Annotated in this window: 26 protein-coding genes, 1 tRNA gene and 1 rRNA gene; 15 read left to right on the top strand and 13 right to left on the bottom strand. The window is 27.5% G+C overall.

The window, feature by feature from the left end:
- Positions 1-322: 322 nt before the first annotated feature.
- A complete protein-coding gene (locus ACTT9P_RS06915; RefSeq protein WP_440909956.1) occupies positions 323-1441 on the bottom strand; it encodes an O-antigen ligase family protein in 1119 nt (372 codons plus the stop codon).
- A 483-nt stretch (positions 1442-1924) separates the two neighbouring features.
- Here ACTT9P_RS06915 and ACTT9P_RS06910 point away from each other — a divergent pair, with 483 nt between their 5' ends.
- The gene (locus ACTT9P_RS06910) at positions 1925-2752 is read left to right on the top strand and encodes a glycosyltransferase (RefSeq protein ID WP_440909955.1); all 828 of its coding nucleotides are present in this window, start codon (positions 1925-1927) and stop codon (positions 2750-2752) included.
- Here the strand turns inward: ACTT9P_RS06910 and ACTT9P_RS06905 are convergent.
- A complete protein-coding gene (locus ACTT9P_RS06905; protein ID WP_440909954.1) occupies positions 2733-3638 on the bottom strand; it encodes a hypothetical protein in 906 nt (301 codons plus the stop codon). The two genes, ACTT9P_RS06910 and ACTT9P_RS06905, sit on opposite strands and share 20 nt — an antisense overlap.
- A gap of 161 nt (positions 3639-3799) precedes the next feature.
- Here ACTT9P_RS06905 and ACTT9P_RS06900 point away from each other — a divergent pair, with 161 nt between their 5' ends.
- The 9 genes from ACTT9P_RS06900 to ACTT9P_RS06860 all read left to right on the top strand — a co-directional run bounded on the left by ACTT9P_RS06900 (position 3800) and on the right by ACTT9P_RS06860 (position 9990).
- The gene (locus ACTT9P_RS06900) at positions 3800-5080 is read left to right on the top strand and encodes an O-antigen ligase family protein (RefSeq protein WP_440909953.1); all 1281 of its coding nucleotides are present in this window, start codon (positions 3800-3802) and stop codon (positions 5078-5080) included.
- 75 nt (positions 5081-5155) lie between these two features.
- The gene (locus ACTT9P_RS06895) at positions 5156-6049 is read left to right on the top strand and encodes an NAD-dependent epimerase/dehydratase family protein (protein WP_440909952.1); all 894 of its coding nucleotides are present in this window, start codon (positions 5156-5158) and stop codon (positions 6047-6049) included.
- Positions 6050-6093: 44 nt separating this feature from the next.
- Positions 6094-6208: ribosomal RNA gene (gene rrf, locus ACTT9P_RS06890) — 5S ribosomal RNA — on the top strand.
- 14 nt (positions 6209-6222) lie between these two features.
- A complete protein-coding gene (ykgO, locus tag ACTT9P_RS06885; RefSeq protein WP_440909951.1) occupies positions 6223-6348 on the top strand; it encodes a type B 50S ribosomal protein L36 in 126 nt (41 codons plus the stop codon).
- A gap of 8 nt (positions 6349-6356) precedes the next feature.
- Entirely contained in the window at positions 6357-6467 is a 111-nt protein-coding gene (locus ACTT9P_RS06880; RefSeq protein WP_440909950.1) for an aa3-type cytochrome c oxidase subunit IV, read from the top strand.
- Positions 6468-6482: 15 nt separating this feature from the next.
- Complete coding sequence (locus tag ACTT9P_RS06875; protein ID WP_440909949.1) at positions 6483-7571, top strand: NAD(P) transhydrogenase subunit alpha; 1089 nt, start codon at positions 6483-6485, stop codon at positions 7569-7571.
- A gap of 3 nt (positions 7572-7574) precedes the next feature.
- Entirely contained in the window at positions 7575-7880 is a 306-nt protein-coding gene (locus ACTT9P_RS06870; protein ID WP_440909948.1) for a proton-translocating transhydrogenase family protein, read from the top strand.
- An 11-nt stretch (positions 7881-7891) separates the two neighbouring features.
- Entirely contained in the window at positions 7892-9286 is a 1395-nt protein-coding gene (locus ACTT9P_RS06865; protein WP_440909947.1) for an NAD(P)(+) transhydrogenase (Re/Si-specific) subunit beta, read from the top strand.
- A 5-nt stretch (positions 9287-9291) separates the two neighbouring features.
- The gene (locus ACTT9P_RS06860; RefSeq protein WP_440909946.1) at positions 9292-9990 is read left to right on the top strand and encodes a transaldolase family protein; all 699 of its coding nucleotides are present in this window, start codon (positions 9292-9294) and stop codon (positions 9988-9990) included.
- A 1-nt stretch (position 9991) separates the two neighbouring features.
- Here the strand turns inward: ACTT9P_RS06860 and ACTT9P_RS06855 are convergent.
- From ACTT9P_RS06855 to tkt, 11 genes are all read right to left on the bottom strand, one after another.
- Positions 9992-10068, bottom strand: a tRNA-Met gene (locus tag ACTT9P_RS06855).
- Between the two features lie 5 nt (positions 10069-10073).
- Positions 10074-10268 carry a 30S ribosomal protein S21 gene (gene rpsU / locus ACTT9P_RS06850; RefSeq protein WP_075521090.1) on the bottom strand — a complete coding sequence of 65 codons (195 nt, stop codon included), beginning with the start codon at positions 10266-10268 and terminating at the stop codon, positions 10074-10076.
- 59 nt (positions 10269-10327) lie between these two features.
- On the bottom strand, positions 10328-10900 hold the full coding sequence (locus ACTT9P_RS06845; RefSeq protein ID WP_440909945.1) for a cell cycle transcriptional regulator TrcR: 573 nt from the start codon (positions 10898-10900) through the stop codon (positions 10328-10330).
- Positions 10901-10903: 3 nt separating this feature from the next.
- Positions 10904-11131 (bottom strand): 50S ribosomal protein L31, encoded by a 228-nt coding sequence (gene rpmE, locus ACTT9P_RS06840; protein WP_440909944.1) that lies wholly within the window; start codon positions 11129-11131, stop codon positions 10904-10906.
- A 34-nt stretch (positions 11132-11165) separates the two neighbouring features.
- Positions 11166-11906 carry an inositol monophosphatase family protein gene (locus ACTT9P_RS06835; RefSeq protein WP_440909943.1) on the bottom strand — a complete coding sequence of 247 codons (741 nt, stop codon included), beginning with the start codon at positions 11904-11906 and terminating at the stop codon, positions 11166-11168.
- Between the two features lie 4 nt (positions 11907-11910).
- The gene (gene efp / locus ACTT9P_RS06830) at positions 11911-12471 is read right to left on the bottom strand and encodes an elongation factor P (protein ID WP_440909942.1); all 561 of its coding nucleotides are present in this window, start codon (positions 12469-12471) and stop codon (positions 11911-11913) included.
- The gene (gene thiE / locus ACTT9P_RS06825; RefSeq protein WP_440909941.1) at positions 12468-13088 is read right to left on the bottom strand and encodes a thiamine phosphate synthase; all 621 of its coding nucleotides are present in this window, start codon (positions 13086-13088) and stop codon (positions 12468-12470) included. The genes efp and thiE overlap by 4 nt, the downstream gene beginning before the upstream one ends.
- Positions 13075-14085, bottom strand: coding sequence for a class I fructose-bisphosphate aldolase (locus ACTT9P_RS06820; RefSeq protein WP_440909940.1), 1011 nt, complete (start codon positions 14083-14085; stop codon positions 13075-13077). The genes thiE and ACTT9P_RS06820 overlap by 14 nt, the downstream gene beginning before the upstream one ends.
- On the bottom strand, positions 14086-15261 hold the full coding sequence (locus ACTT9P_RS06815) for a phosphoglycerate kinase (protein ID WP_440909939.1): 1176 nt from the start codon (positions 15259-15261) through the stop codon (positions 14086-14088).
- Positions 15262-15266: 5 nt separating this feature from the next.
- Complete coding sequence (gene gap / locus ACTT9P_RS06810; RefSeq protein ID WP_440909938.1) at positions 15267-16277, bottom strand: type I glyceraldehyde-3-phosphate dehydrogenase; 1011 nt, start codon at positions 16275-16277, stop codon at positions 15267-15269.
- Between the two features lie 9 nt (positions 16278-16286).
- A complete protein-coding gene (gene tkt, locus ACTT9P_RS06805) occupies positions 16287-18239 on the bottom strand; it encodes a transketolase (protein WP_440909937.1) in 1953 nt (650 codons plus the stop codon).
- Positions 18240-18290: 51 nt separating this feature from the next.
- Here tkt and ACTT9P_RS06800 point away from each other — a divergent pair, with 51 nt between their 5' ends.
- From ACTT9P_RS06800 to ACTT9P_RS06780, 5 genes are read left to right on the top strand one after another with little or no spacing between them, the layout of a single operon-like run.
- Positions 18291-18614, top strand: a complete 324-nt coding sequence (locus ACTT9P_RS06800; protein ID WP_440909936.1) for a 5-formyltetrahydrofolate cyclo-ligase — start codon at positions 18291-18293, stop codon at positions 18612-18614.
- Positions 18602-19048 (top strand): cell division protein ZapA, encoded by a 447-nt coding sequence (locus ACTT9P_RS06795; RefSeq protein ID WP_440909935.1) that lies wholly within the window; start codon positions 18602-18604, stop codon positions 19046-19048. The genes ACTT9P_RS06800 and ACTT9P_RS06795 overlap by 13 nt, the downstream gene beginning before the upstream one ends.
- Before the next feature lie 8 nt (positions 19049-19056).
- Positions 19057-19584, top strand: a complete 528-nt coding sequence (locus tag ACTT9P_RS06790; RefSeq protein ID WP_440909934.1) for a 5-formyltetrahydrofolate cyclo-ligase — start codon at positions 19057-19059, stop codon at positions 19582-19584.
- Positions 19585-20388, top strand: coding sequence for a TIGR00282 family metallophosphoesterase (locus ACTT9P_RS06785; protein ID WP_440909933.1), 804 nt, complete (start codon positions 19585-19587; stop codon positions 20386-20388). It begins immediately after the preceding gene.
- Between the two features lie 2 nt (positions 20389-20390).
- Complete coding sequence (locus ACTT9P_RS06780) at positions 20391-21113, top strand: YebC/PmpR family DNA-binding transcriptional regulator (RefSeq protein ID WP_440909932.1); 723 nt, start codon at positions 20391-20393, stop codon at positions 21111-21113.

Here is a 21113-nt window from a genome sequence, read left to right as displayed (position 1 = left end):
CAAATAGATTTTTATTGTTAACAATAAGTTTTTTAATTCATATAATTTATATTTTTCAGTTACTAATTATAATTTATTTTGTTTACGAGATAAAATCCGATTTAATAGTTACAACAATTCTAGTATTGACTGTATTGGTATTTAATTCAATTCCAGTCACTTATTCTGGATTTGGAGCAAGAGAATTTTCCGTTGTACTAGTTGGGTCTTTTTTTACATTGGATCAATTTGGGTTTATTAATTCTATAATTGCACTTGGAGTTTATACTTATTTGCTTGCTATAATAATATTCTTATTCTTATTTATACTTTTGAGAATTTATTACAAAATTGACTTGTGGCGCTCATTTTTTTCAAAAAAAATAATACTGGTAACAATGAAATAAGTTGGCAAAAACCAACTATAAATATTAAACGTGCTTAAAGACATAATAGATAAAATTAGTAACAATGACCATTTAGTTTTACAACTTTTTAGCAGCTGAAAATATAAATAAATCCAAACAAGTAAACCGATGACGCCTAAATCTAAAAGAATTTTAAGAGGTTCGCTTTCAGAGTTAGATGAATTATTAGATGATAATTTGAAATTATTTGACCCATATCCTAGTAGTATTTTCTTAGATATTTTTTTTATACTTTCTTTGTATATTTCCAACCTAGGAGCAGTAGAATCGAGAAGATAATTGACTTTATTTAAAAATTCTTCTTCATTATCTGTAGACACCTTAATCCTAAATGAGTCCATTTTTTTTAATGAATCTTTTTTTATAGAATTAATGGTTTCATTTTGACTAATGCCAATTAAAGAAAAAATTTTTATAATTGTATAATTTTTAATGTTTGGATTACATTTTTTATCAGTTGTTTCAAAAACAAAATTCAAAGAAATTATTGCAAATATTAGTATTATTATTTTAAAAATAAAAAATTTTAAAATATTAATTTTGTCGTATAAAAAGAATGATATAATATTTATAAATATAATCGCAATCCATAAATTTTTTGAGTAGGTTAAAAAACAAGCTAAAAAAAAAGTAGTATTTATTAAAATGAATTTATTTTTATAAATTCCTAGTGTTAAAATATATCCGATTAAAAAGGGTAAAATTTCATAGTTTCTTTTTCCATTTACTGCAAATGGTAAAAATTGAAAATATGTACAGTTATCCATATCAGTAATATATTTTGAAACATTATAAATTTTAGAAAAATGAATTATGTTTTGTAAAATTGAAATAGTGAGAAAAAAAATAGAAAAACTTAAAAGAATAAAAAAAATTTGCTTCTCCTGAATTCTCAGTTGTTTAACAAGAAATATATTTACAACAAATACTAATAAAAAAAAAATTATATAATTTTTATAAAAATAATTTTCAAGACCTTCGTGATTTAAAAAATTTTTTAAGGTTGCACTGTTATTTGTATTCTCTTGTGGCATTATAGAGTAACTTAAAGAGTAAAGTAATATTAAAACGCATATTGTGAAAAGTATTTTGTATTCATCCAAAAAAAATTTTTTTATAATTTTTAGGTTAATAGGTACGCTTAATAAAAGTAATAGATAACATGCAGCGCATAATAAAAATATTAATATTGGTATAATTAAGAATAAATAATTTTCATTAGCTAAACGATAATACTTATTAATAATAATAAATAATGAATGAACTAATATTAAAAAAAATGTGATTAAGAAATTAGTTATATTGTTACTTAGCTTTATCAATTTTGAATGATATATATTTTTTAATTATACTATTAATAGATTATTTTTTTACATTATTTATCATGATATAAAACATATTATAACATGTTAGTTAGTTTAAAAAAAATCCTTATAATTAAAAAATTTACTGAATTATGATCGATTAGTATAACTTTATAAAATTTTAACTTAGATAGTAATTCAAAATTTTAGATTATGAACCTTAACTTTTCATTAATAATGTCAATATATAGTAAAATTAAAGTTAGTGACCTAATTGAGTCTTTAAGAAGTATTGGCAATCAATCATTCAAACCAAATGATGTTGTTATAGTTTTAGATGGATATTGTACAATATCTCAAATCTATCAACTGAAAAAATTTTTAAATCTTCATTTTAAAGATTGTTATAAAATTATATCTAACAAAAAGAATATGGGTATACCTTATTCTTACAATAGAGCGATCAAATTAACTAAGAATAATTTGGTAGCTATTTGTGATTCTGATGACGTATCATATTTCAATAGATTTAAGTATCAAATTAAATTTCTTTTGAAAAATAGAAAAGTCGGTTTGGTTGGGTCTTATGTTCATGAACATGATGTTGAACACAATAAACTGTCTGTAAAAAAAGTTCCTTTGACTTATGGTCAAATAAAATTCTTATCTAATTTCAAAAATCCAATTAATCATCCTACAGTTGTTTTTAACAAAAAAATTTTATTCAAAAGTTTAGTTTATGAAAATTGTGAGAGGATGGAAGATTACCATTTATGGATTAGAGCAATAAAAAAAAATATTATTATAAGAAATATTCCACTTCCATTAGTAAAATCAAAATTAAATAATTCTTTTTTTAAAAGAAGATCTAGCTATCAAATCTTAAAATCAGAATATGAAATTTATAAGTTATTAATTAAATTTAGAAAAGTGTTCTTTGTGATTTTAACATTAACTTTTTTTCTTAAAATATTTTACCATTTAAGCCCAACAAGCATAAAGCCTACATTAAGAAAATATATTAATTTATTTTTAAATTAAATTGATTGAATTTTTTCAAAATTATTAGAGAAGCAATAAGAGAATAAATAAATAAATAAATACTATCTAGTTCGTATAAATTTATTATGAATATAATTATCATCATAAAAAAATAATATGAAAAAATAAATTTTAGCACATACCAGTGTGATTTTTTCCCCTGGAGTACAGGTTGCAAAAATAAATAATCAAAAAGTCTTGCCCACGGATAATGCCCATTCTTAATTTTTCTTAAAAGAGTGTATGTAACATCCATAATAAAGTATAAAAATATAGATATAAAAAAAAACCAATAACCATTTTGAATTGTATTTAAAAGACAAAAACCAATTATATAACCTAAAGGTATTGACCCAACATCGTTTAAAAATATTTTAGCTTTCGGTTTATTAAATATCAAAAAAGCTAAAATGAGTGGCAATAAAATACCTGATATATAAATATTTATTGAAGTAATCCCGAATAATAAATTAAAAATTATTATATTTAAAAAAAAACCAATCGAGGATACGGCAACTAAACCATCTAAACCATCTACAAAATTTACAATATTAATCACGTAAACCCAAAAAATTACAACTAATAAATATTGAATTTTTAGTGGAATGTATTTTAAAGGGATAATAGGGAATTCAATTAGTGATAGTGATAAATAAACTAAAATAATTTGAATAAATAACCTAAAAATAGGATGTAAATTTTTTTTAAAATCATAAATTGAAACTAGATATAAGGTTGATAACGAGACAAAAAAAATCAAAGGTCTTGAAATTCTCTCGTTAAAATTTATTTTTTCATAAAAAGAATAATACATTATAAGAGAAAGTATTAAAAACAAACCTATTACAACAAAACCAGCATTTTGATAAATCTTATATGAATGCATTTTATGATCACTACTTCTCTTAACTATAATAAAACTTAGAAATTTTATTTTGTTTGTAATAATTAATTTAAAAATAATGAAACATAGTGTGAAATTTGTAATAAAAAATAAAATAGAGTATAGAAATTCGGTATACATTATTAAAATTAATATAGTCTAAGATGAATACATCAATTGTTGATATTTACAATAATTTTAGAAACATTTTAACATTTAGAAATTCATTAATATTTCTACTACCATTGGCTTTGATTATAGGTTCGGCTGTAGTTAATTTCCTTTTAATATTAATTTTTTTTATTTTTCTCTATGATTTAATTAGTGAGAAAAATTTTGAAATATTGAAAAAGTATTGGATTGTCTCATTTTTTTTATTTTGGATTTATATAATTTTAATTAGTTTTTTTTTCTCCGGTTTAGATAATTCATTAAAAAATAGTTTTTCACAAATCAGATTTTTAACTCTAGCACTTTTTATTTATCAAAATTTAGATAATAGGAGTTACCCTATTTTAGTAAAAATAATCTTACTTTGTTTACTATTTGTAGGGATTGATAACAACATCCAATTTTATACAGGTATAGATATCTTTGGATTTCCAGCAGAACAATATGAGCATCAAAAAAGAATTTTTGAACTAGATGAAGATACTAAATATCATATTGGTAGATTATCAGGACCTTTTAAAGATGAATTGATAGCTGGTGCTTTTTTATCGAAACTAAGTTTTATCGTTTTATTTTATATGTCTGGTCTTTTTCAAAAATTTAAAAATTTTTACAAGTTATATTTTATTTTACTCACTTTATTTTTACTTGAGAGTATTTTTATAACAGGAGAAAGAACTAGTTCAATTTTTTTTATTTTTTTAATATTTATTTTATTGATAAATTTAATTAGTTTAAAAAAGGCTTTTACAATACTTATCACTTTATTTATCATCATTTCAATTTTTATAAGTAATTCTAAATTCTTAAAATTACGAGTTACAGATACTATTAATATTGTAAGCGAGTATAATGATTCTTCATACGGAAGACTTGCCAACTCATCGTTTCAACTTTGGAATGAAAATTTATTATTTGGTGTGGGACTTAAAAATTATAGAATTGAGTGTAAAAAACTAATTGATCCTATCCCTGATCACCAATTTCAATATTGTTCATCACATCCACATAATACTTTTTTAGAGCTATCATCTGAAACTGGAATTATAGGATTTATCTTATATTTTCTATTCATAATATTTTTCTTTTTTGAAAATAAAATTAATAAGAGTAAAAGTTTAAGAATAAATTCTTATGGGTTAAAGACATTTATAATTTTAAGTTTATTACCTATTTTGCCATCTGGTAGTTTATTTACAACTTGGAATGCAACTTTTTTTTGGATGGTTATTGGTTTATATTTTTTTCTTTCAAAACAAAAAAATGGTTATTAATTTTGATTTAAATATTTTTTGGATGAAACTTTTATAATTTAGTTGTAACCTAATACTATATCTTAATTTATTTTTATGAAAAAAAATATAATTGTTGTTACAGGTGGAGCAGGCTTCGTTGGAGCAAATTTAATTTCATTTTTTTTAAAAAAAACAGATTTTAAAATTATAAGTTTAGACAACTATTCTTCAGGAACAAAAAAAAACCATATAAAAAATGTGAGAATTAAATATATAAATTCTGATACAAAAGAAATATCTAAACATCTTTCAGCATATAAAAAAAAAATAAATGCACTTTTTCATTTTGGTGAATTTTCAAGAATTTATCAAAGCTTTTTAAAAATGAATGACTGTATAAATTCTAATTCCATTGGATCTCACGAAGTATTTAAATTTTGTTTAATCAATAAAATTAAATTAATTTATTCAGCTACATCTGCAAGTATAGGCAACAAAGGTTCAGATAAAAATTTGTCTCCTTATGCATTTACAAAAGCAAAAAATCTTGAAATGTTAGAGAACTTGAAAAAATGGTTCAATTTTAGATACGAGATAATTTACTTTTATAATGTGTATGGTCCAAAACAAATAAGCAAAGGCAGTATGGCAACTGTGATTGGAATTTTTGAAAATCAATATAAAAGAAAAATTCCTTTAACAATCGTAAAGCCGGGAACACAATCAAGAAGGTTTACACATATACAAGATACAGTAGAGACATGTTACCTTGCTTGGAAAAAAAATAGATGTAGACATTATAGTATTTCAAATAAAAAGTCGTACTCAATAATCGAAGTTGCAAAAATGTTTAGTAATAGCAGGGTGAAATATTTACCAGCTAGACCAGGGGAAAGATACTCTTCAGCTTTAACAAATATGAATTTATCCAATAAAGTTTATAAATTGTTTGGATCTATACAACTTAAAGACTATATAAATAACATTATTCATAATAAAAAAAATTAAATTTTCCTTATTTACAATATCAAATATTTAAGTATAAGACCTTTGCCGGTAATTATTGCGGAGGTGTCATACCCGATCCCATTTCGAACTCGGAAGTCAAGCCCTTTAGCGCCGATGGTACTTTGTCTTAAGACATGGAAGAGTAGGACGTTGCCGGCATTAAAGCTAAACTTATGAAAATTAAAAGTTCCTTAAAATCTATAAAAAAAAGAGACTTAAACTCCAAGTTAGTTAGAAGAAGAGGTAGGGTTTACGTAATAAACAAAATGAATCCTAAATTTAAAGCAAGACAAAAATAATTACATTTATGGATAATGAAAACCATAAACAGACATGGAATAATTTTACCAAATTTGTTTTATGGGGAACTGTCGCTGTAATTACTGTCTTAGTTTTAATGGCGATATTTCTTTTATAATGTTCGAATGATTTTATGAATTTATCCTCAATTTCTGAAAATTTAAACACTGAGAAGCGTATTGCAATCACACCAGAAATAGCAAAAAAATATATTAGTCTAGGTTTTAATTTAACGTTACCAAATAATTATGGAACTCATTTGGGTTTTAGTGATGAAGATTTCAAAAATTTTGGGGTTAATCTGTTAGATAATGATGAAGAAATAATTAAAAAATCCGACATTTTTATTCAATTAGGATTACCCAATGAAGAAAAATTATCTTTATTGAAAGGTGATCAAACTCTGATTGGTTCATTGAATACTTTTTTAAATAAAGATAAATTAGAGAGTTTAAAGTCTAAAAAAGTAAGTTGTTTTTCATTAGAGTTGTTACCGAGAATTACTAGAGCACAATCAATGGATATTTTATCATCACAAGCCAATTTAGCTGGATACAAGGCTGTAATAGAAGCTTTTCAAATTTATGAGAGAGCAATACCAATGATGATGACAGCTGCTGGTACAGTTCCTGCTGCTAAGGTTCTAGTAGTTGGTGCAGGTGTTGCTGGACTACAGGCAATTGCAACAGCAAAAAGAATGGGAGCTGTTGTATTTGCTACAGATGTGCGAATGGCATCAAAAGAACAAGTGGAAAGCTTAGGAGGTAAATTTTTAACAGTAGAAGGATCTGAAAATTTAGAAACTGAAGGAGGATATGCAAAAGAGGCATCTGATGAATTTAAGAAAAAACAAGAAGATTTATTGACAGAAACCTTAAAAAAAATTGATATTATTATTTGTACAGCTTTAATTCCTGGTAGAGAAGCTCCTAAAATTATAAAAGAAGAAATGTTTAAAAATCTTCAATCAGGGTCTGTGATTTATGATCTAGCAGCTTCCCAAGGTGGAAATACAGTCTTTACGGAGGTAAATAAAATTGTAGAAAAAAATGGCGTTAAAATTCTAGGAGAGGTAAATATCTTGAATAAATTACCCATATCTGCATCAAATTTATACGCCAAAAATGTATTTAATTTTATCTCAAATTTATATGATAAAGAAAATAAGAAATTGAATATTAATTTAGAAGATGAAATAATTCAAAAGACTTTAGTAAAATAGATTATGGAAATAGACCCTTTTATATTTAGGTTAAGCATATTTATTCTTTCAATATTTGTTGGATATTATGTTGTTTGGAGTGTAACCCCTTCTTTACACACTCCTTTGATGTCAGTTACAAATGCAATTTCATCTGTAATTATTGTAGGTGCTATTATTGCAGCTTTATCAGGTAGTGATGGGGTTATTTTTTCATTATCAAGTATTTTTGGTTTTTTAGCAATTGTTTTGGCTGCAGTTAACATCTTTGGAGGGTTTTTAGTTACTCAAAGGATGCTTGCGATGTATAAAAAAAAGAAAAAGGATTAACAGGTTAATTAATGTCAGCAAATCTCTCGGCAATTCTTTATCTTATCTCAGGTGTATTATTTATTCTTGCCTTAAGGGGATTGTCTTCACCAGAGACTTCAAGACAAGGAAATTTCTTTGGAATTATTGGAATGGTAATAGCTGTCACGGTTACCTTTTTATCTATTGGGAATTTTTCATCTGGATTTATTTATGTTCTAATTTTTTTAGCAATTGGTGGAAGTATTGGAGCGTTTATTGCGTATCGCATTCCAATGACAGCGATGCCAGAACTAGTTGCTGGCTTTCATAGCTTAGTTGGATTAGCTGCGGTATTTGTTGCAATTTCAGCTTTTATAAATCCTGAAGCCTTTGGTCTTGGCATACCTGGAAATATAAAACTTGCAAGTTTAATTGAGATGGCAATCGGTGCTGCTGTAGGAGCAATTACTTTTTCGGGTTCAGTTATTGCATTTTTAAAGCTTCAAGGAATAATGTCAGGAGCACCAATAACTTTCAAAGGTCAACATGTATTAAATGCATTAATGTTAGTTTCGATTGTAATATTAACATTTTACCTTTGTTCAACTCAGTCTGCTAATTTATTTTGGATTTTAATTGCTGTTTCCTTTTTAATTGGATTTTTAATTATTATTCCCATTGGAGGGGCAGATATGCCTGTGGTGATTTCAATGTTAAATTCTTATTCAGGTTGGGCAGCAGCTGGAATTGGTTTTACTTTAGAAAATACAGCTCTAATTATAACTGGTGCACTTGTTGGATCATCTGGAGCTATTCTCTCTTACATAATGTGTAAAGGAATGAATAGATCATTTTTTAATGTTATTCTTGGAGGTTTTGGAGCAACAGATCAGTCAACTGTAGATAAAACTAGAGAACAAAGACCTGTTAAAAGTGGAAATGCGGATGATGCCGCTTTTTTAATGAAAAATGCTTCTTCAGTAATTATTGTTCCAGGATATGGAATGGCGGTAGCTCAAGCACAACACGCATTAAGAGAAATGGTGGACACATTAAAGAAAAACGATATTAAAGTTTCTTATGCAATTCATCCAGTAGCGGGTAGAATGCCTGGGCACATGAACGTATTATTGGCAGAAGCAAATGTTCCTTATGATGAAGTTTTTGAATTAGAGGAAATAAATAATGATTTTGCGAATGCCGATGTTGCATTTGTAATTGGGGCAAATGATGTAACAAATCCTGTTGCAAAAACAGATCCTCAAAGTCCGATATATGGTATGCCAGTATTAGATGTAGAAAAGTGTAAATCAGTATTATTCGTGAAAAGAAGTTTATCACCAGGTTATGCTGGAATTGATAATGATCTCTTTTACAAAGAAAATACTTTAATGTTGTTTGCTGATGCAAAAAAAATGACAGAAGATATTACTAAAAATCTATAGCTTTAATGAACTCCAAAATTTTCTGTGATATTGCAGACATATCATCAATAGCAAAATTTAATAAAAAAAATATTGTTAGAGGTTTTACAACAAATCCAACTTTGATGAGGAAAGCTGGTGCAAAAGATTATGCATCATACGCGAAACAAATTTTAAATATATGTAAAAAAAAACCTATTTCTTTTGAAGTATTTGCTGATGATCAAAAAACTATGATTGATCAAGGAAAAAAAATTAACACTTGGGGCAAAAATGTTTATGTAAAAGTACCAGTTGTAAATTCAAAAAATAAATTTATGGGCAAAGTGATTAAAGAATTAAATAATCAGAATATTAAACTTAACATAACAGCTGTTTACAGTTCAAATCAAACTAAAATGATTTTAAAAAATATTAATAAAAAAACAAAAGTAATAATCTCAATCTTTGCAGGAAGAGCAGGAGATGCAGGTAAAGACCCAATTCCTGAATTTATTAAAAGCATCAAATTAGCAAAAAAGTTCAAAAATGTAGAAATATTATGGGCTAGTGTAAGAGAGCCGTACAATTTTCTTCAAGCAAAGCAAGTAGGCTGCCATATAATAACGGTTCCACCAACAATAATTGAAAAAATAGAAAAGTTTGGAAAGTCTTTAAAACAATTAACCGTAGAGACTGTGAAAGCTTTCTTAGTTGATAGCAAAAAATCTAAATTCAAAATTTAATTGGTTGCGGGGGACGGATTTGAACCGCCGACCTTCAGGTTATGAGCCTGACGAGCTACCAGACTGCTCCACCCCGCGGTGTATTAAATTCTGTTTTTGAGTTTATTTAATTTTTTAACTCTTTTAATATTTTCTTGAAGAATTCTTTTTTTCTTCTCTGAAGGTTTTTCATATGTATTTTTTAGCTTTATAATTTTAAAGAAACCATCTCTTTGAAGCTTTCTCTTTAATACTCTTAAAGCTTGTTCTACATTATTATCTTTTACTTCTATTTTAATAACTACCTCCAGAAAGCGCGTTTACTAGCACTTTTAAAAAATTATGTCTATAAGTTTTATTAAACATTATTAGTTTTTTGTTTTTCTTTGATTTTTTTCTCTCTTTTAATTCTTCTTTCAGCCTTTTCAATTGCATCTAATAATTCTTTTTGTGAGAAAAGATTTAAAGCAACAGGATCTTTTGGATTTAAGTTATTGTAGTTCCAATAACTTTTATTTCTTATTGCAGTTACAGATGTTTTTGTAACCCCTACTAATTTTGCTATTTGTGAGTCTTTAAGGATCATATGATGCTTAATTAACCATAAAGCTGAATCTGGTTTGTCTTGTCTTTTTGATAATGGGATATATTTTTTTATTTTTTTTTCCTCAGAACTTATCTCGACATCATTAATTTTCATACTCAATGGTCTTTCACTATCTTTTGAAGAAAGATCTATTTCCTCTCTAGAAAGTTGGCCAGACATGATTGGATTATATCCTTTAATTCCTTTGCCTACTTCTCCATCAGCTATACCTTGAACTTCAACTTCGTGTAATTTACAAAAATCTGCAATTTGCTTGAAAGTTAAAGTTGTATTATCTACTAACCAAACAGCTGTTGCCATTGGCATTAATGGAGCTTCACTCATGAATTAGTTCTTTGTTGTTTTAAAGTTTTGAAATTTTTGATTGAATTTACTTATTCTACCTTTGTCCATAATTTTCTGTTTTCCCCCTGTCCAAGCGGAATGAGATTTAGGGTCTATTTCTAACTTTAAGGTCTCACCTTCTTTACCCCAAGTTGATTTAGTTTCAAAATGAGAACCATCTGTCATTTGAACTTTGATTGTGTGGTAGTCAGGATGTATGTTTTTTTTCATAGCGGACTTATAACAAAAGAATTCTTTAAAACAATTAAAAATTACCCAAATTTTCTTTTAATTTAGTATTAATATCTGAATTAGTTGCAATTATAGATGGTATTTTAATATTTTCATAATCTATATCATTTAACAAACCCCCAGCTTCTGTAACTATTAAAGCTCCGGCCGCAATATCCCAAACTTTTAAATTTTTTTGAAAATACCCGTCATATCTGCCAGCTGCTACATAGGCCAAATCTAAGGCAGCACTCCCTGATTTTCGATATAAAAAATTATAATTTTTCTCAAATTTTCCACCTGTTCCAAATAAACACTCTTTAATATCATTTTTTCTAGAGACCCTTACTCTTTGATTATTGAAGTAAGCGCCATTATTTTTTTCTGCATAAAAAATTTCATTTTTAATTGGATCAAATATGAGACCTGCAACTATTTCTTTTTCAATTTTAAGAGCTATTGAGATTGCAAAGTGGGGGACACCGTGTAAAAAATTAATCGTTCCATCGATAGGATCAATTATCCAAGTTTTGTTTTTATCTTTATTTAATTCTAAACCTTTTTCTTCACTTAATATTGAGTAATGAGGTTTTGCTTTTTTAAGTTCTTCAATAATAATTTTTTCAGTTTTTATATCTGCGTTTGTAACAAAATCAGACGGTCCTTTACTTGAAACTTGCAGTTTTTCTATTTCACCAAAATCTCTAATTAAAGCTTTTGATGCTTTTTCACTTGTTTTAATCATTATGTTTAAATGAGGAGAAATAGACTGCATTAAATTAAATTTTTTTAACGTATTCTAAATTTCTTGTATCAATAATAACTTCATCACCAACTTCTATAAATGGTGGCACTTGTATACTCAAACCATTATCTAATTTTGCTGGCTTGTATGAGGAGGAAACAGTTTGACCTTTCAATGCCGCATCGGTCGTATCTATTTTGCATTGTACTTGATTGGGTAATTCAACTGAAATTGGATTTTCGTTATAAAAACTAATTTTAACTTCTAGGTTTTCTGTAAGCAATTTACCTTTCTCTCCAATTAAATCTTTTTTAACATCAATTTGCTCAAAAGATTTTGGATTAATAAAAAAGTAATTTTGATCGTCTTCGTATGAATAATTGAAATCACTTTCATCTAAAGCAGCTTTTTCAACCGTTTCATTTGATCTGAATCTTTCATTAAGTTTTGTATTTTTATTTAAACTCTTCATTTCTACTTGTGCAAAAGCACCACCTTTTCCAGGTTTAACATGTTGAGTTTTTAAAACTTGCCAAAGATCATCTTTATATTCTAACAACATGCCAACTCTAATTTCACTTGCGTTTATTTTCATACTAACATTTCCATTGCTTTTATTGGTTTGAGTTTTTTATTATTAAAAATGTAGCCTGAGATAGCCAAAAAGTTAGCGTTGTTCAATAAAAGATTTTTGTAATTTTTGTTATTTATGCCGCCAATTGCTACAATTGGCTTACTAGTTATTTTTTTTATCTTTTTTAACACAGAAACATTTGCTTTATATTTAACTTTTTTAGTCTTGGAAGAATAGAATGCTCCAAATGCAAGATAATTTGCTTTTTGATCCAAGGCTTTTTTTGCAAGAGAAATTGAATTATGACATGTGACACCAATAATTTTTTTTCTTAAAATTTTTCGTGCGGTTAGTATGTCTGTATCTTTTTGACCTAGGTGACATCCATCTGCATTAAGTTTTTTTGCTAGGTATGGATCATCATTAATTAGAAACTTAACTTTATATTTCCTACAAATTTTTTTAATTTTTTTTGCAATTAATTCAATTTTTTTTTCTGAAGTTTTTTTGAGTCTTAGTTGAAAAAATTCTGTTTTTTTTAACGATAAAACTTTATCAAGATCAGAATAAAAGTTGGGATAGATCTTATTAGGAGAAATTAAATATATAAATTTTTTTTTTAAATTAGACGTTTTCAAGTTCTTTTGACCATTTTCCCTGAGCAGCTAGTGTGCACATTTTAGCTCTATGATCAAAAACTTTTTGAGTTCCAGCAATATCACTTATATCTTTTGCCCAATGTTTTAAGGCACTTTGTTGAAGAGCTCTTCCGTAAGAATATGACATTATAAAATTTGTTTCATTGAATTTGTTTATGAGATTTAGGTTTTCTGTTGCTTGAATTTCAGTTTGCCCACCAGATAAAAAGGCTATTCCTGGTACATCGCTTGGAACAGACTCTTTCAAACATTTTATTGTAAGCTTTGCTGTTTCCTCATTTGATATTTGTTCACTAGACTCACTTCCAGCTAAAATCATATTTGGTTTTAATATAATTCCAGTTAAATCCACTTTGTGTAAAATTAATTCATCAAAGCATTTTTTAATAACTTCAGAAGTTTTTTTAAAACAATCCTCAGCTGAATGATTTCCATCCATTAATAACTCTGGCTCAACTATTGGAACCATATTACATTCTTGCACAAGTGCAGCATATCTAGCTAAAGCATGCGCATTAGAATGAATTGAAAGTTTGCTAGGATGATCTTTTGAAATATTATAAACACCCCTCCATTTAGTAAATTTCGCACCAAGATTAAAATATTCTTTCAATCTCTCTCTTAAACCATCCAAACCTTCAGTAATTTTTTCGCTTGAACTATTGGCCATTTCTTTTGCACCCGTATCAACTTTTATCCCGGGCATAGACCCAAGTTCTGATAAAAGTTTTGGTATTTCTTTACCATCACTAGACTTTTGTCTTATGGTTTCATCATATAAGATCACACCACCTATACATTCCTTCATTCCATTTGATGAAAATAAAGTTTCTCTAAATTTAATTCTATTATCTGATGTTGAATCTATTTTAACACTTTCTAACCTCTTGGTCATAGTTCCAGTACTTTCATCAGCCGCAAGTATACCTTTGCCACTTTCAAGAATTTTTAAAGCTATTTTGTTTAAATCAGACATTTAATTTAAAGCCCTTATACCAGGCAATTCTTTTCCTTCAAGATATTCTAAAAAAGCACCGCCAGCAGTTGAAACAAAATTTAAATTATCAAAAGCGTTTGCCTCATTAAGTACAGCTATGGTGTCACCACCACCAGCAACAGAATAAATTTTTTCATCGAGAGCAACTATTTTTTTTGCAATTTCTATACTGCCAATAGCAAAGTTGGGATTTTCAAAATATCCAAGCGGACCATTCCACAAGACTGTTTTGCTTTTTTTAAGTAATGAACAGATTGAACTAATAGTTTCAGGCCCAATATCTAAGATTAATTCATCATTTTCTATTTCAGATAAATGTTTTATCTTATTTTTATCATTTAAGTTTTTTCCAACAGATACATCAGTTGGTAGTAAAATTTTACAGTTATTTTCTTTAGCAAGCGAATAAATCTTATCAATAGTATCTTTAACACCTTCCTCTTTTATAGATTTTCCAATTTTAAACCCTTGATATTCTAAAAGGTTATTTGCCATCCCTCCCACGATTACTATATTCTCAAATTTAGTAATTAAGTTTTTAATTACATTAATTTTTGTAGAAATTTTTGAACCACCTATAATACATGTTATTGGTCGTTCTATATTTGAAGTAACCTTTTTTAATGCTGTCAATTCTGTATTCATTTGAATCCCACAATATGAAGGTAAAAATTTAGTAATTTTATCTACAGATGTATGAGCCCTATGAGAACATGAAAATGCATCATTAACATATATATCTCCAAATGTTGATAATACTCTTGCAAACTCTGAGTCATTTTTTTCTTCCTGTTCGTAAAATCTTATATTTTCAAAAACAAAAAGTTTGTCATCATCATTATTTTTGAAGATTGTATCACTATCAATATCAAAGATATTTTTTTTTAGTAATTCAACTTTTTTTCCAAGTTTTGTAGATAAATATTCACAAATTGGTTGCATTGATAAATCTTTGTTAATCTTACCTTTAGGTCTACCTACATGAGAGATTATTATTATCTTAGCATTACATTTAATCAAAAATTTCAACGTTGGTATAATTTTAATTATCCTTGTGGGATCGGTTATTCTTCCATCCTTTAGAGGAACATTTAAATCAAATCTAACCAATACTTTTTTTTGATCTAAATCTTTGAGGTCTTCAATTTTTTTCATTTAACTTAACTAAAATTTTTTTGCAAAAAAACAGCGATATCACACATCCTATTTGAAAATCCCCATTCATTATCATACCAGGATGAAATTTTTCCCATATTTTTTCCAACTACATTTGTGAGTGAACTGTCAACAATTGAAGAAGCTTGGTTGTGATTGAAATCAATTGATACTAATTTTTCTTTTGTTATCTCTAATACACCTTTTAATTCACTTTTCGATGCCTTTTCGAAAGCAGCATTAATAGCTTCAATTGATAGTTCTTTTTTAGTTGAAAAAACTAGTTCAACCAATGAAACATTTGGTGTTGGAACTCTCATTGCCACACCTTCCAGTTTTCCTTTAAGTGATGGAATAATTTCACCTATTGCTTTGGATGCACCTGTTGAAGTTGGCACAATTGATTGACTTGCAGATCTTGCCCTTCTTGGATCTTTATGAGAATTATCTAAAATTCTTTGGTCACTCGTAAAGGCATGAATGGTCGTCATAAAGCCTTTTTCAATTTCAAAGTTTTGATTGATTACATGAGCCACAGGAGCCAAACAGTTGGTCGTACATGATGCTGCAGAAATAATTTTATCTTCAGCGGTTAAGATATTTTCATTAACCCCATAAACGATAGATTTGTCAGCGTTTTTACATGGTGCAGAAACCACAACTTTTTTTGCACCATTTTTAATATGAGCCTCTAATTTTTCTTTAGAATTAAATTTTCCTGTACATTCAAACACAATATCCACTCCTAAATCAGCCCATTTAATTTCTTCTAAATTAGAGTGCTGACTAAAAGTAATTTTTTTGTCATTTATAATTAAATGCTTATCATCAAATTTTATATCTGCATTAAATTTACCATGAACAGAATCATATTTAATCAAATTTGAACAAGTCTCAGAGTTTGATCTATTATTTATGTGTTTGATTTCAATGACTTTGAAATTATTCTCGTAAATTGATCTCAGTACCATCCTGCCAATTCTACCCATTCCATTAATACCAACTCTAATTGTCATTTTGATTTCCTATTTTTTATTTATTATTTTTTTCGATATTTTTTTAGAAGTTAATCCAAAATAATCAAATATTTCTTTGTAAGGTGCACTCTTACCAAATTCATCAATTCCAAAAATCAATCCATTTTCACCAACGTATTTATGCCAAGAGTTTGTAGCCCCTGCTTCTATCGAAACTTTTAATTTAGTTTCTTTTAAAATTTTATTTTTGTATGAGCTATTTTGATTATTAAATAACTCTTGCGATGGTACTGAAATAACCTTTGAAAAAATCCTATTTTTTTTTAGTTCTTTTGCAGTTTCTATTGCCAGGTTCACTTCTGAACCACTTGCAAAAATCGTTAATTGAACTTTAGAATTTGTTCTTAAAACCTCGTAAGCGCCATAAGCACATTTATTTTGATTTGATAATTTTAACCTAATTGGATCCAAATTTTGTCTTGTCAAAGATAGAACAGAAGGAGTTTTTTTGCTTTTTAAAGCAAGTTCCCAGCATTCAATTGTTTCATATCTGTCTGCTGGTCTAAAAACATTCAAATTAGGTATTGATCTCAGACCATCTAATTGCTCGATTGGTTGATGAGTAGGACCATCTTCACCTAAGCCGATGGAGTCATGTGTCATGACATAAATTACTTGTTGTTGCATTAATGCTGACAACCTTATCGATGGCTTACAATAATCAGAGAAGATTAAAAACGTACCTCCGTAAGGAATAAAATTACTGTGCAATGATAATCCATTCATAATAGCGCACATAGCGTGTTCGCGAACACCATAGTGGATATAATTTCCACCAAATTTTCCTGGTTGCAAAATTTCATGAAATTTTGTTTTTGTATTATTTGAGCCAGCGAGATCTGCAGAGCCTCCAATTAAATTTTTACAATCATTTGTTATTGAATTTAATACAAGTTCTGAAGCTTTTCTTGTGGCTAGACTTTTAATGTCGTCAATAGCATTTTTTTTTTCAATTTTAATTCCTCTATCAAAATTAGGTTTATTAAATTTAATAAAATTATTTTTTTTAATATTAAATTGTTTGCTCCATTTTTTTTCAGCTAACAAACCTTTAAGACCAATTTTTTTCCATTCGTTTGATAGTTTTTTTGGAATCTCAAATGGTTTAAAATTCCAATTAAGTTTTTTTCTAACTAATGAAATTTCATCTAAACCCAAAGGACTACCATGAGAAGAAGCTTTGCCAGATTTATTTGGAGATCCATAACCAATTTTAGTTTTACAAGATATTACTGTTGGATTTTTTGATTTTTGTGCTTTTTGTATTGATTTTTTTATTTGATTATGATTGTGACCATCAATTTCAACGTAATTCCATCCATAACTTTCAAATCTTTTTTTATAATTGTCTGAAACAGCCAAACTAGTTGGTCCATCAATTGAGATTGAGTTATTATCAAATAACATTATTAAATTTTTTAGTTTAAGATGACCCGCTAAGCTCATAGCCTCATGGCTAATTCCCTCCATTAAACATCCGTCACCGGCGATAACATATGTTTTATGATTTATGATTTTATTACCAAATTTTTTTTTTAAAATTTCTTCAGCTATTGCAAAACCCACAGCATTTGCAATTCCTTGACCAAGTGGTCCTGTAGTAGTTTCTATACCTGTGCCTGAATGATATTCAGGATGACCAGCACAAATAGAATTTAATTGACGAAATTTTTTTAAATCATTTAGTGAAATGCTTTTGTATCCAGTTAAATGCAGCAAAGAATATAGTAGCATTGAACCATGACCAGCTGATAAAATAAACCTATCTCTATTGATCCAGTTTGGATTTTTTGGATTAAATTTCAAAAAGTCTTTAAATAAAACTGTAGCAACATCCGCCATACCCATCGGCATTCCCGGATGTCCCGAATTTGCTTTTTGTACTGCATCTATTGATAGAAATCTGATGCAATTAGCAAGGTCTTTATATTGTTTGCTCAAAATTATCCTGTATAGACTTAGAAGATTCTATTTAATAATATAAGTATATATATGAATTCTCTGGACGAAAAAGAAAAAAAGTTGTCACTTGCTTTAGAAAAATTAAAAAGTTTTAAGATATCAAACCAGCAAGAAAATAGTTTAGTAGCAGATCTAGAGAGTAAAAAAAATCAATTAGAAATTGAAAAAGAGGAATTAAGAAATAAGTATGAATTACTTAAAAATGAACATGAACAACTAAATGTAAGATTAAGTGAATTCGAGAAAAATAACTTTAAAGAAAAAACAAAACAAAAAGAATTCACAGAAAAAATTGATGAATTAAACCAAGAAACAGATAATTTATTAGAAGAAATAGACAAATGGCAAATGTAAGCATCAAATTTAATGGCAAAGAATTTCTATTATCTTGCGAGGATGGACAAGAAGAACATTTAGAAAATTTGCTAATTCAAATTAATCAAAAATTTAATAGCTTAAAAAACGATTTAGGAAATTTGGGAGAAAATAAGTTATTACTTATAACTGCTATAAAAGTATTGGATGAATATTATGAAACAAAAAAAAAAGTAGATGAGAAACAAAAAGAACTAAGTGATCTATCCAAAAAATTTAAAGAATTAAAAAGTTTAATTTACGAATATAAAGAGAATAAAGAAAAAGAGATGATAAATCTCGATAAAGATTTGAATGATTTAAAAAAAGCTATCGATGAGAATGAAAAAAAATATGCAAAGATTTTAGACACAGCCACTAATGAAATTTCAAGTTTCATTGACAATTTAGAAGACAAAAATATCACAAATTAATACTTCTCGTGGAAAAGTCAGCAATTAGAAACAATTTATTAAAAGTTAGAAAAAATAAATTTTTTATTAAACACGATCAAAAAAAAATTATAAATTTTATATTAGATCAAAAAATTAATATTATTGGTGGATATCTCCCAATTAATCATGAATTCAATTGCCTAGATATTTTGAATCAATTATCAAAAAAAGTTTCAGTATCTTTGCCAATTATGAAAAAACATAATCAAATGGATTTTTATACTTGGAAAAATAATGACCCCTTAAAAATAAATAATTTTGGCATTCCTGAACCTATTAGCTCTATTAGTGTTTATCCCGATATTCTCTTAGTGCCATTAGTTGGGTTTGATAAAAATTTAAATAGACTTGGCTATGGTGGTGGATATTACGATAGGTATATTAAGAAAATAATAAGTATTAAAAAAATTTTAACCATTGGATTAGCTTTTTCTTTTCAAGAAATTAAGAAAGTTCCAATTGATTCGTATGATCAAAAATTGAATTTTATTTATACAGAAAAAGGTTTTCTTTAAATGCGAATTATGTTTTTAGGTGATGTTGTGGGAGTTTCTGGGTGTTCGGCAATTATGAAAAATTTAAAAAAAGAAATTGAAACTTACAAAATTGATTTTGTGATTATTAATGGAGAAAATGCAGATAAATCAGGTGTGGGTCTCACAGAAGAAATTTGTAAAGATTTTTTTAATTGTGGGGTGAATATTATTACTACAGGGAACCACGTTTGGGATCAAAAAGAAATTATGAAATTTATTGATAAAGAAAATAGATTACTTAGGCCCAAGAATTTATTCGAACCAGCGCCTGGAAAAGGATTTGGAATATATGAATTAAAAAATGATTTAAAAATTGGAGTTCTTAATCTAATGGGAAACGTTTTTATGAAAAAAAGTGAAGATGTATTTGAAACAGCAGAAAAATTTTTAAATACAAACAAATTAAAAGAAGATTATGATTTTTTAGTTGTTGATTTTCATGGCGAAATAACAAGTGAGAAAAATGCAATTGGCCATTTTTTTGATGGTAAAGCAACTTTAGTAGTTGGCACTCACACACATATTCCAACTAATGATGCAAGAGTTTTGGATGGTGGGACCGCTTATCAAACTGATGCAGGAATGTGTGGAGATTATAATTCTGTAATTGGTATGAATAAAGAAAATTCAATTAATAGATTTTTTAAGAAAAACTCAACAAAACACTATCCAGAAGTAGGAGAAGGTACTTTGTGTGGTGTTATTGTAGATTGTGATATAGAAACTGGATTAGCAAAAAATATTAAGAGTTATATTTTAGGGGCAAATTTAAAAAATATATAAATATGGCAGGACATTCACATTGGGCTGGTATTAAACACAAAAAAGGTAAAGCGGATAAACTTAGAGCTAATTTGTTTTCTAAATTATCAAAAGAAATAACTGTTGCAGCTAAATTAGGTGACAAAGACCCTTCAATGAACCCAAGACTAAGATCTGCAATTCAAGCCGCAAGGTCAGCTAATATGCCAAAAGATAATATTGAAAGAGCAATCGATAAATCCTCAGCATCAGCGGGAGCAAATTATGAAAACCTTAGATACGAAGGTTTTGGTCCAGATAAAATTGCCGTAATTGTTGAAACTTTAACAGATAATAAAAATCGAACAGCTTCAAATATTAGAACTATTTTTCAAAAAAATGGTGGAAGTCTAGGCACACAAGGCTCTGCAGCACATAATTTTAATCAACTTGGTGTAATTAAAATTTCTAAAGATGAAGTTTCAGATGATAAAATTTTTGAACTAGCTATTGAGGCAGGTGCTGATGAATGTTTTTCCAATGATGAAGTTCATGAAATTCATTGCCCTATGGGTGAAATTTATAACGTTAAAAAACAACTAGAGGAAAAAATTAGTAATTTTATTACTACAGAAATTGAGTGGCTACCATTAAACAGTGTCAAAATTATTGGTGAAAAAAAACAAGAAGTGATAGATTTCTTGGAGACATTAGAGGAAGATGATGACGTTCAGAGCGTTTATTCTAATGTTGAATTTGAAAATTAA

Origin of the sequence: Candidatus Pelagibacter sp. (genome assembly GCF_052048095.1) — a bacterium.
Lineage (GTDB): Bacteria > Pseudomonadota > Alphaproteobacteria > Pelagibacterales > Pelagibacteraceae > Pelagibacter.
The sequence above is the reverse complement of the archived record's forward strand: the minus strand, read 5'-3'. Positions and strand labels throughout refer to the sequence as shown.

What these genes read in the sequence shown, in the direction of transcription:
- ACTT9P_RS06900 (WP_440909953.1), top strand. Translation starts at nt 3,800, where the DNA reads ATGAATACATCAATTGTTGATATTTACAATAATTTTAGAAACATTTTA.
- ACTT9P_RS06910 (WP_440909955.1), top strand. Translation starts at nt 1,925, where the DNA reads ATGAACCTTAACTTTTCATTAATAATGTCAATATATAGTAAAATTAAA.
- ACTT9P_RS06845 (WP_440909945.1), bottom strand. Translation starts at nt 10,900, where the DNA reads ATGAGTGAAGCTCCATTAATGCCAATGGCAACAGCTGTTTGGTTAGTA.
- ykgO (WP_440909951.1), top strand. Translation starts at nt 6,223, where the DNA reads ATGAAAATTAAAAGTTCCTTAAAATCTATAAAAAAAAGAGACTTAAAC.
- ACTT9P_RS06915 (WP_440909956.1), bottom strand. Translation starts at nt 1,441, where the DNA reads ATGCCACAAGAGAATACAAATAACAGTGCAACCTTAAAAAATTTTTTA.
- ACTT9P_RS06860 (WP_440909946.1), top strand. Translation starts at nt 9,292, where the DNA reads ATGAACTCCAAAATTTTCTGTGATATTGCAGACATATCATCAATAGCA.
- ACTT9P_RS06895 (WP_440909952.1), top strand. Translation starts at nt 5,156, where the DNA reads ATGAAAAAAAATATAATTGTTGTTACAGGTGGAGCAGGCTTCGTTGGA.
- ACTT9P_RS06800 (WP_440909936.1), top strand. Translation starts at nt 18,291, where the DNA reads ATGAATTCTCTGGACGAAAAAGAAAAAAAGTTGTCACTTGCTTTAGAA.
- gap (WP_440909938.1), bottom strand. Translation starts at nt 16,277, where the DNA reads ATGACAATTAGAGTTGGTATTAATGGAATGGGTAGAATTGGCAGGATG.
- ACTT9P_RS06905 (WP_440909954.1), bottom strand. Translation starts at nt 3,638, where the DNA reads ATGCATTCATATAAGATTTATCAAAATGCTGGTTTTGTTGTAATAGGT.
- ACTT9P_RS06835 (WP_440909943.1), bottom strand. Translation starts at nt 11,906, where the DNA reads ATGCAGTCTATTTCTCCTCATTTAAACATAATGATTAAAACAAGTGAA.
- rpmE (WP_440909944.1), bottom strand. Translation starts at nt 11,131, where the DNA reads ATGAAAAAAAACATACATCCTGACTACCACACAATCAAAGTTCAAATG.
- ACTT9P_RS06820 (WP_440909940.1), bottom strand. Translation starts at nt 14,085, where the DNA reads ATGTCTGATTTAAACAAAATAGCTTTAAAAATTCTTGAAAGTGGCAAA.
- ACTT9P_RS06780 (WP_440909932.1), top strand. Translation starts at nt 20,391, where the DNA reads ATGGCAGGACATTCACATTGGGCTGGTATTAAACACAAAAAAGGTAAA.
- efp (WP_440909942.1), bottom strand. Translation starts at nt 12,471, where the DNA reads ATGAAAATAAACGCAAGTGAAATTAGAGTTGGCATGTTGTTAGAATAT.
- ACTT9P_RS06795 (WP_440909935.1), top strand. Translation starts at nt 18,602, where the DNA reads ATGGCAAATGTAAGCATCAAATTTAATGGCAAAGAATTTCTATTATCT.
- ACTT9P_RS06875 (WP_440909949.1), top strand. Translation starts at nt 6,483, where the DNA reads ATGAATTTATCCTCAATTTCTGAAAATTTAAACACTGAGAAGCGTATT.
- ACTT9P_RS06865 (WP_440909947.1), top strand. Translation starts at nt 7,892, where the DNA reads ATGTCAGCAAATCTCTCGGCAATTCTTTATCTTATCTCAGGTGTATTA.
- ACTT9P_RS06815 (WP_440909939.1), bottom strand. Translation starts at nt 15,261, where the DNA reads ATGAAAAAAATTGAAGACCTCAAAGATTTAGATCAAAAAAAAGTATTG.
- ACTT9P_RS06880 (WP_440909950.1), top strand. Translation starts at nt 6,357, where the DNA reads ATGGATAATGAAAACCATAAACAGACATGGAATAATTTTACCAAATTT.
- ACTT9P_RS06785 (WP_440909933.1), top strand. Translation starts at nt 19,585, where the DNA reads ATGCGAATTATGTTTTTAGGTGATGTTGTGGGAGTTTCTGGGTGTTCG.
- ACTT9P_RS06870 (WP_440909948.1), top strand. Translation starts at nt 7,575, where the DNA reads ATGGAAATAGACCCTTTTATATTTAGGTTAAGCATATTTATTCTTTCA.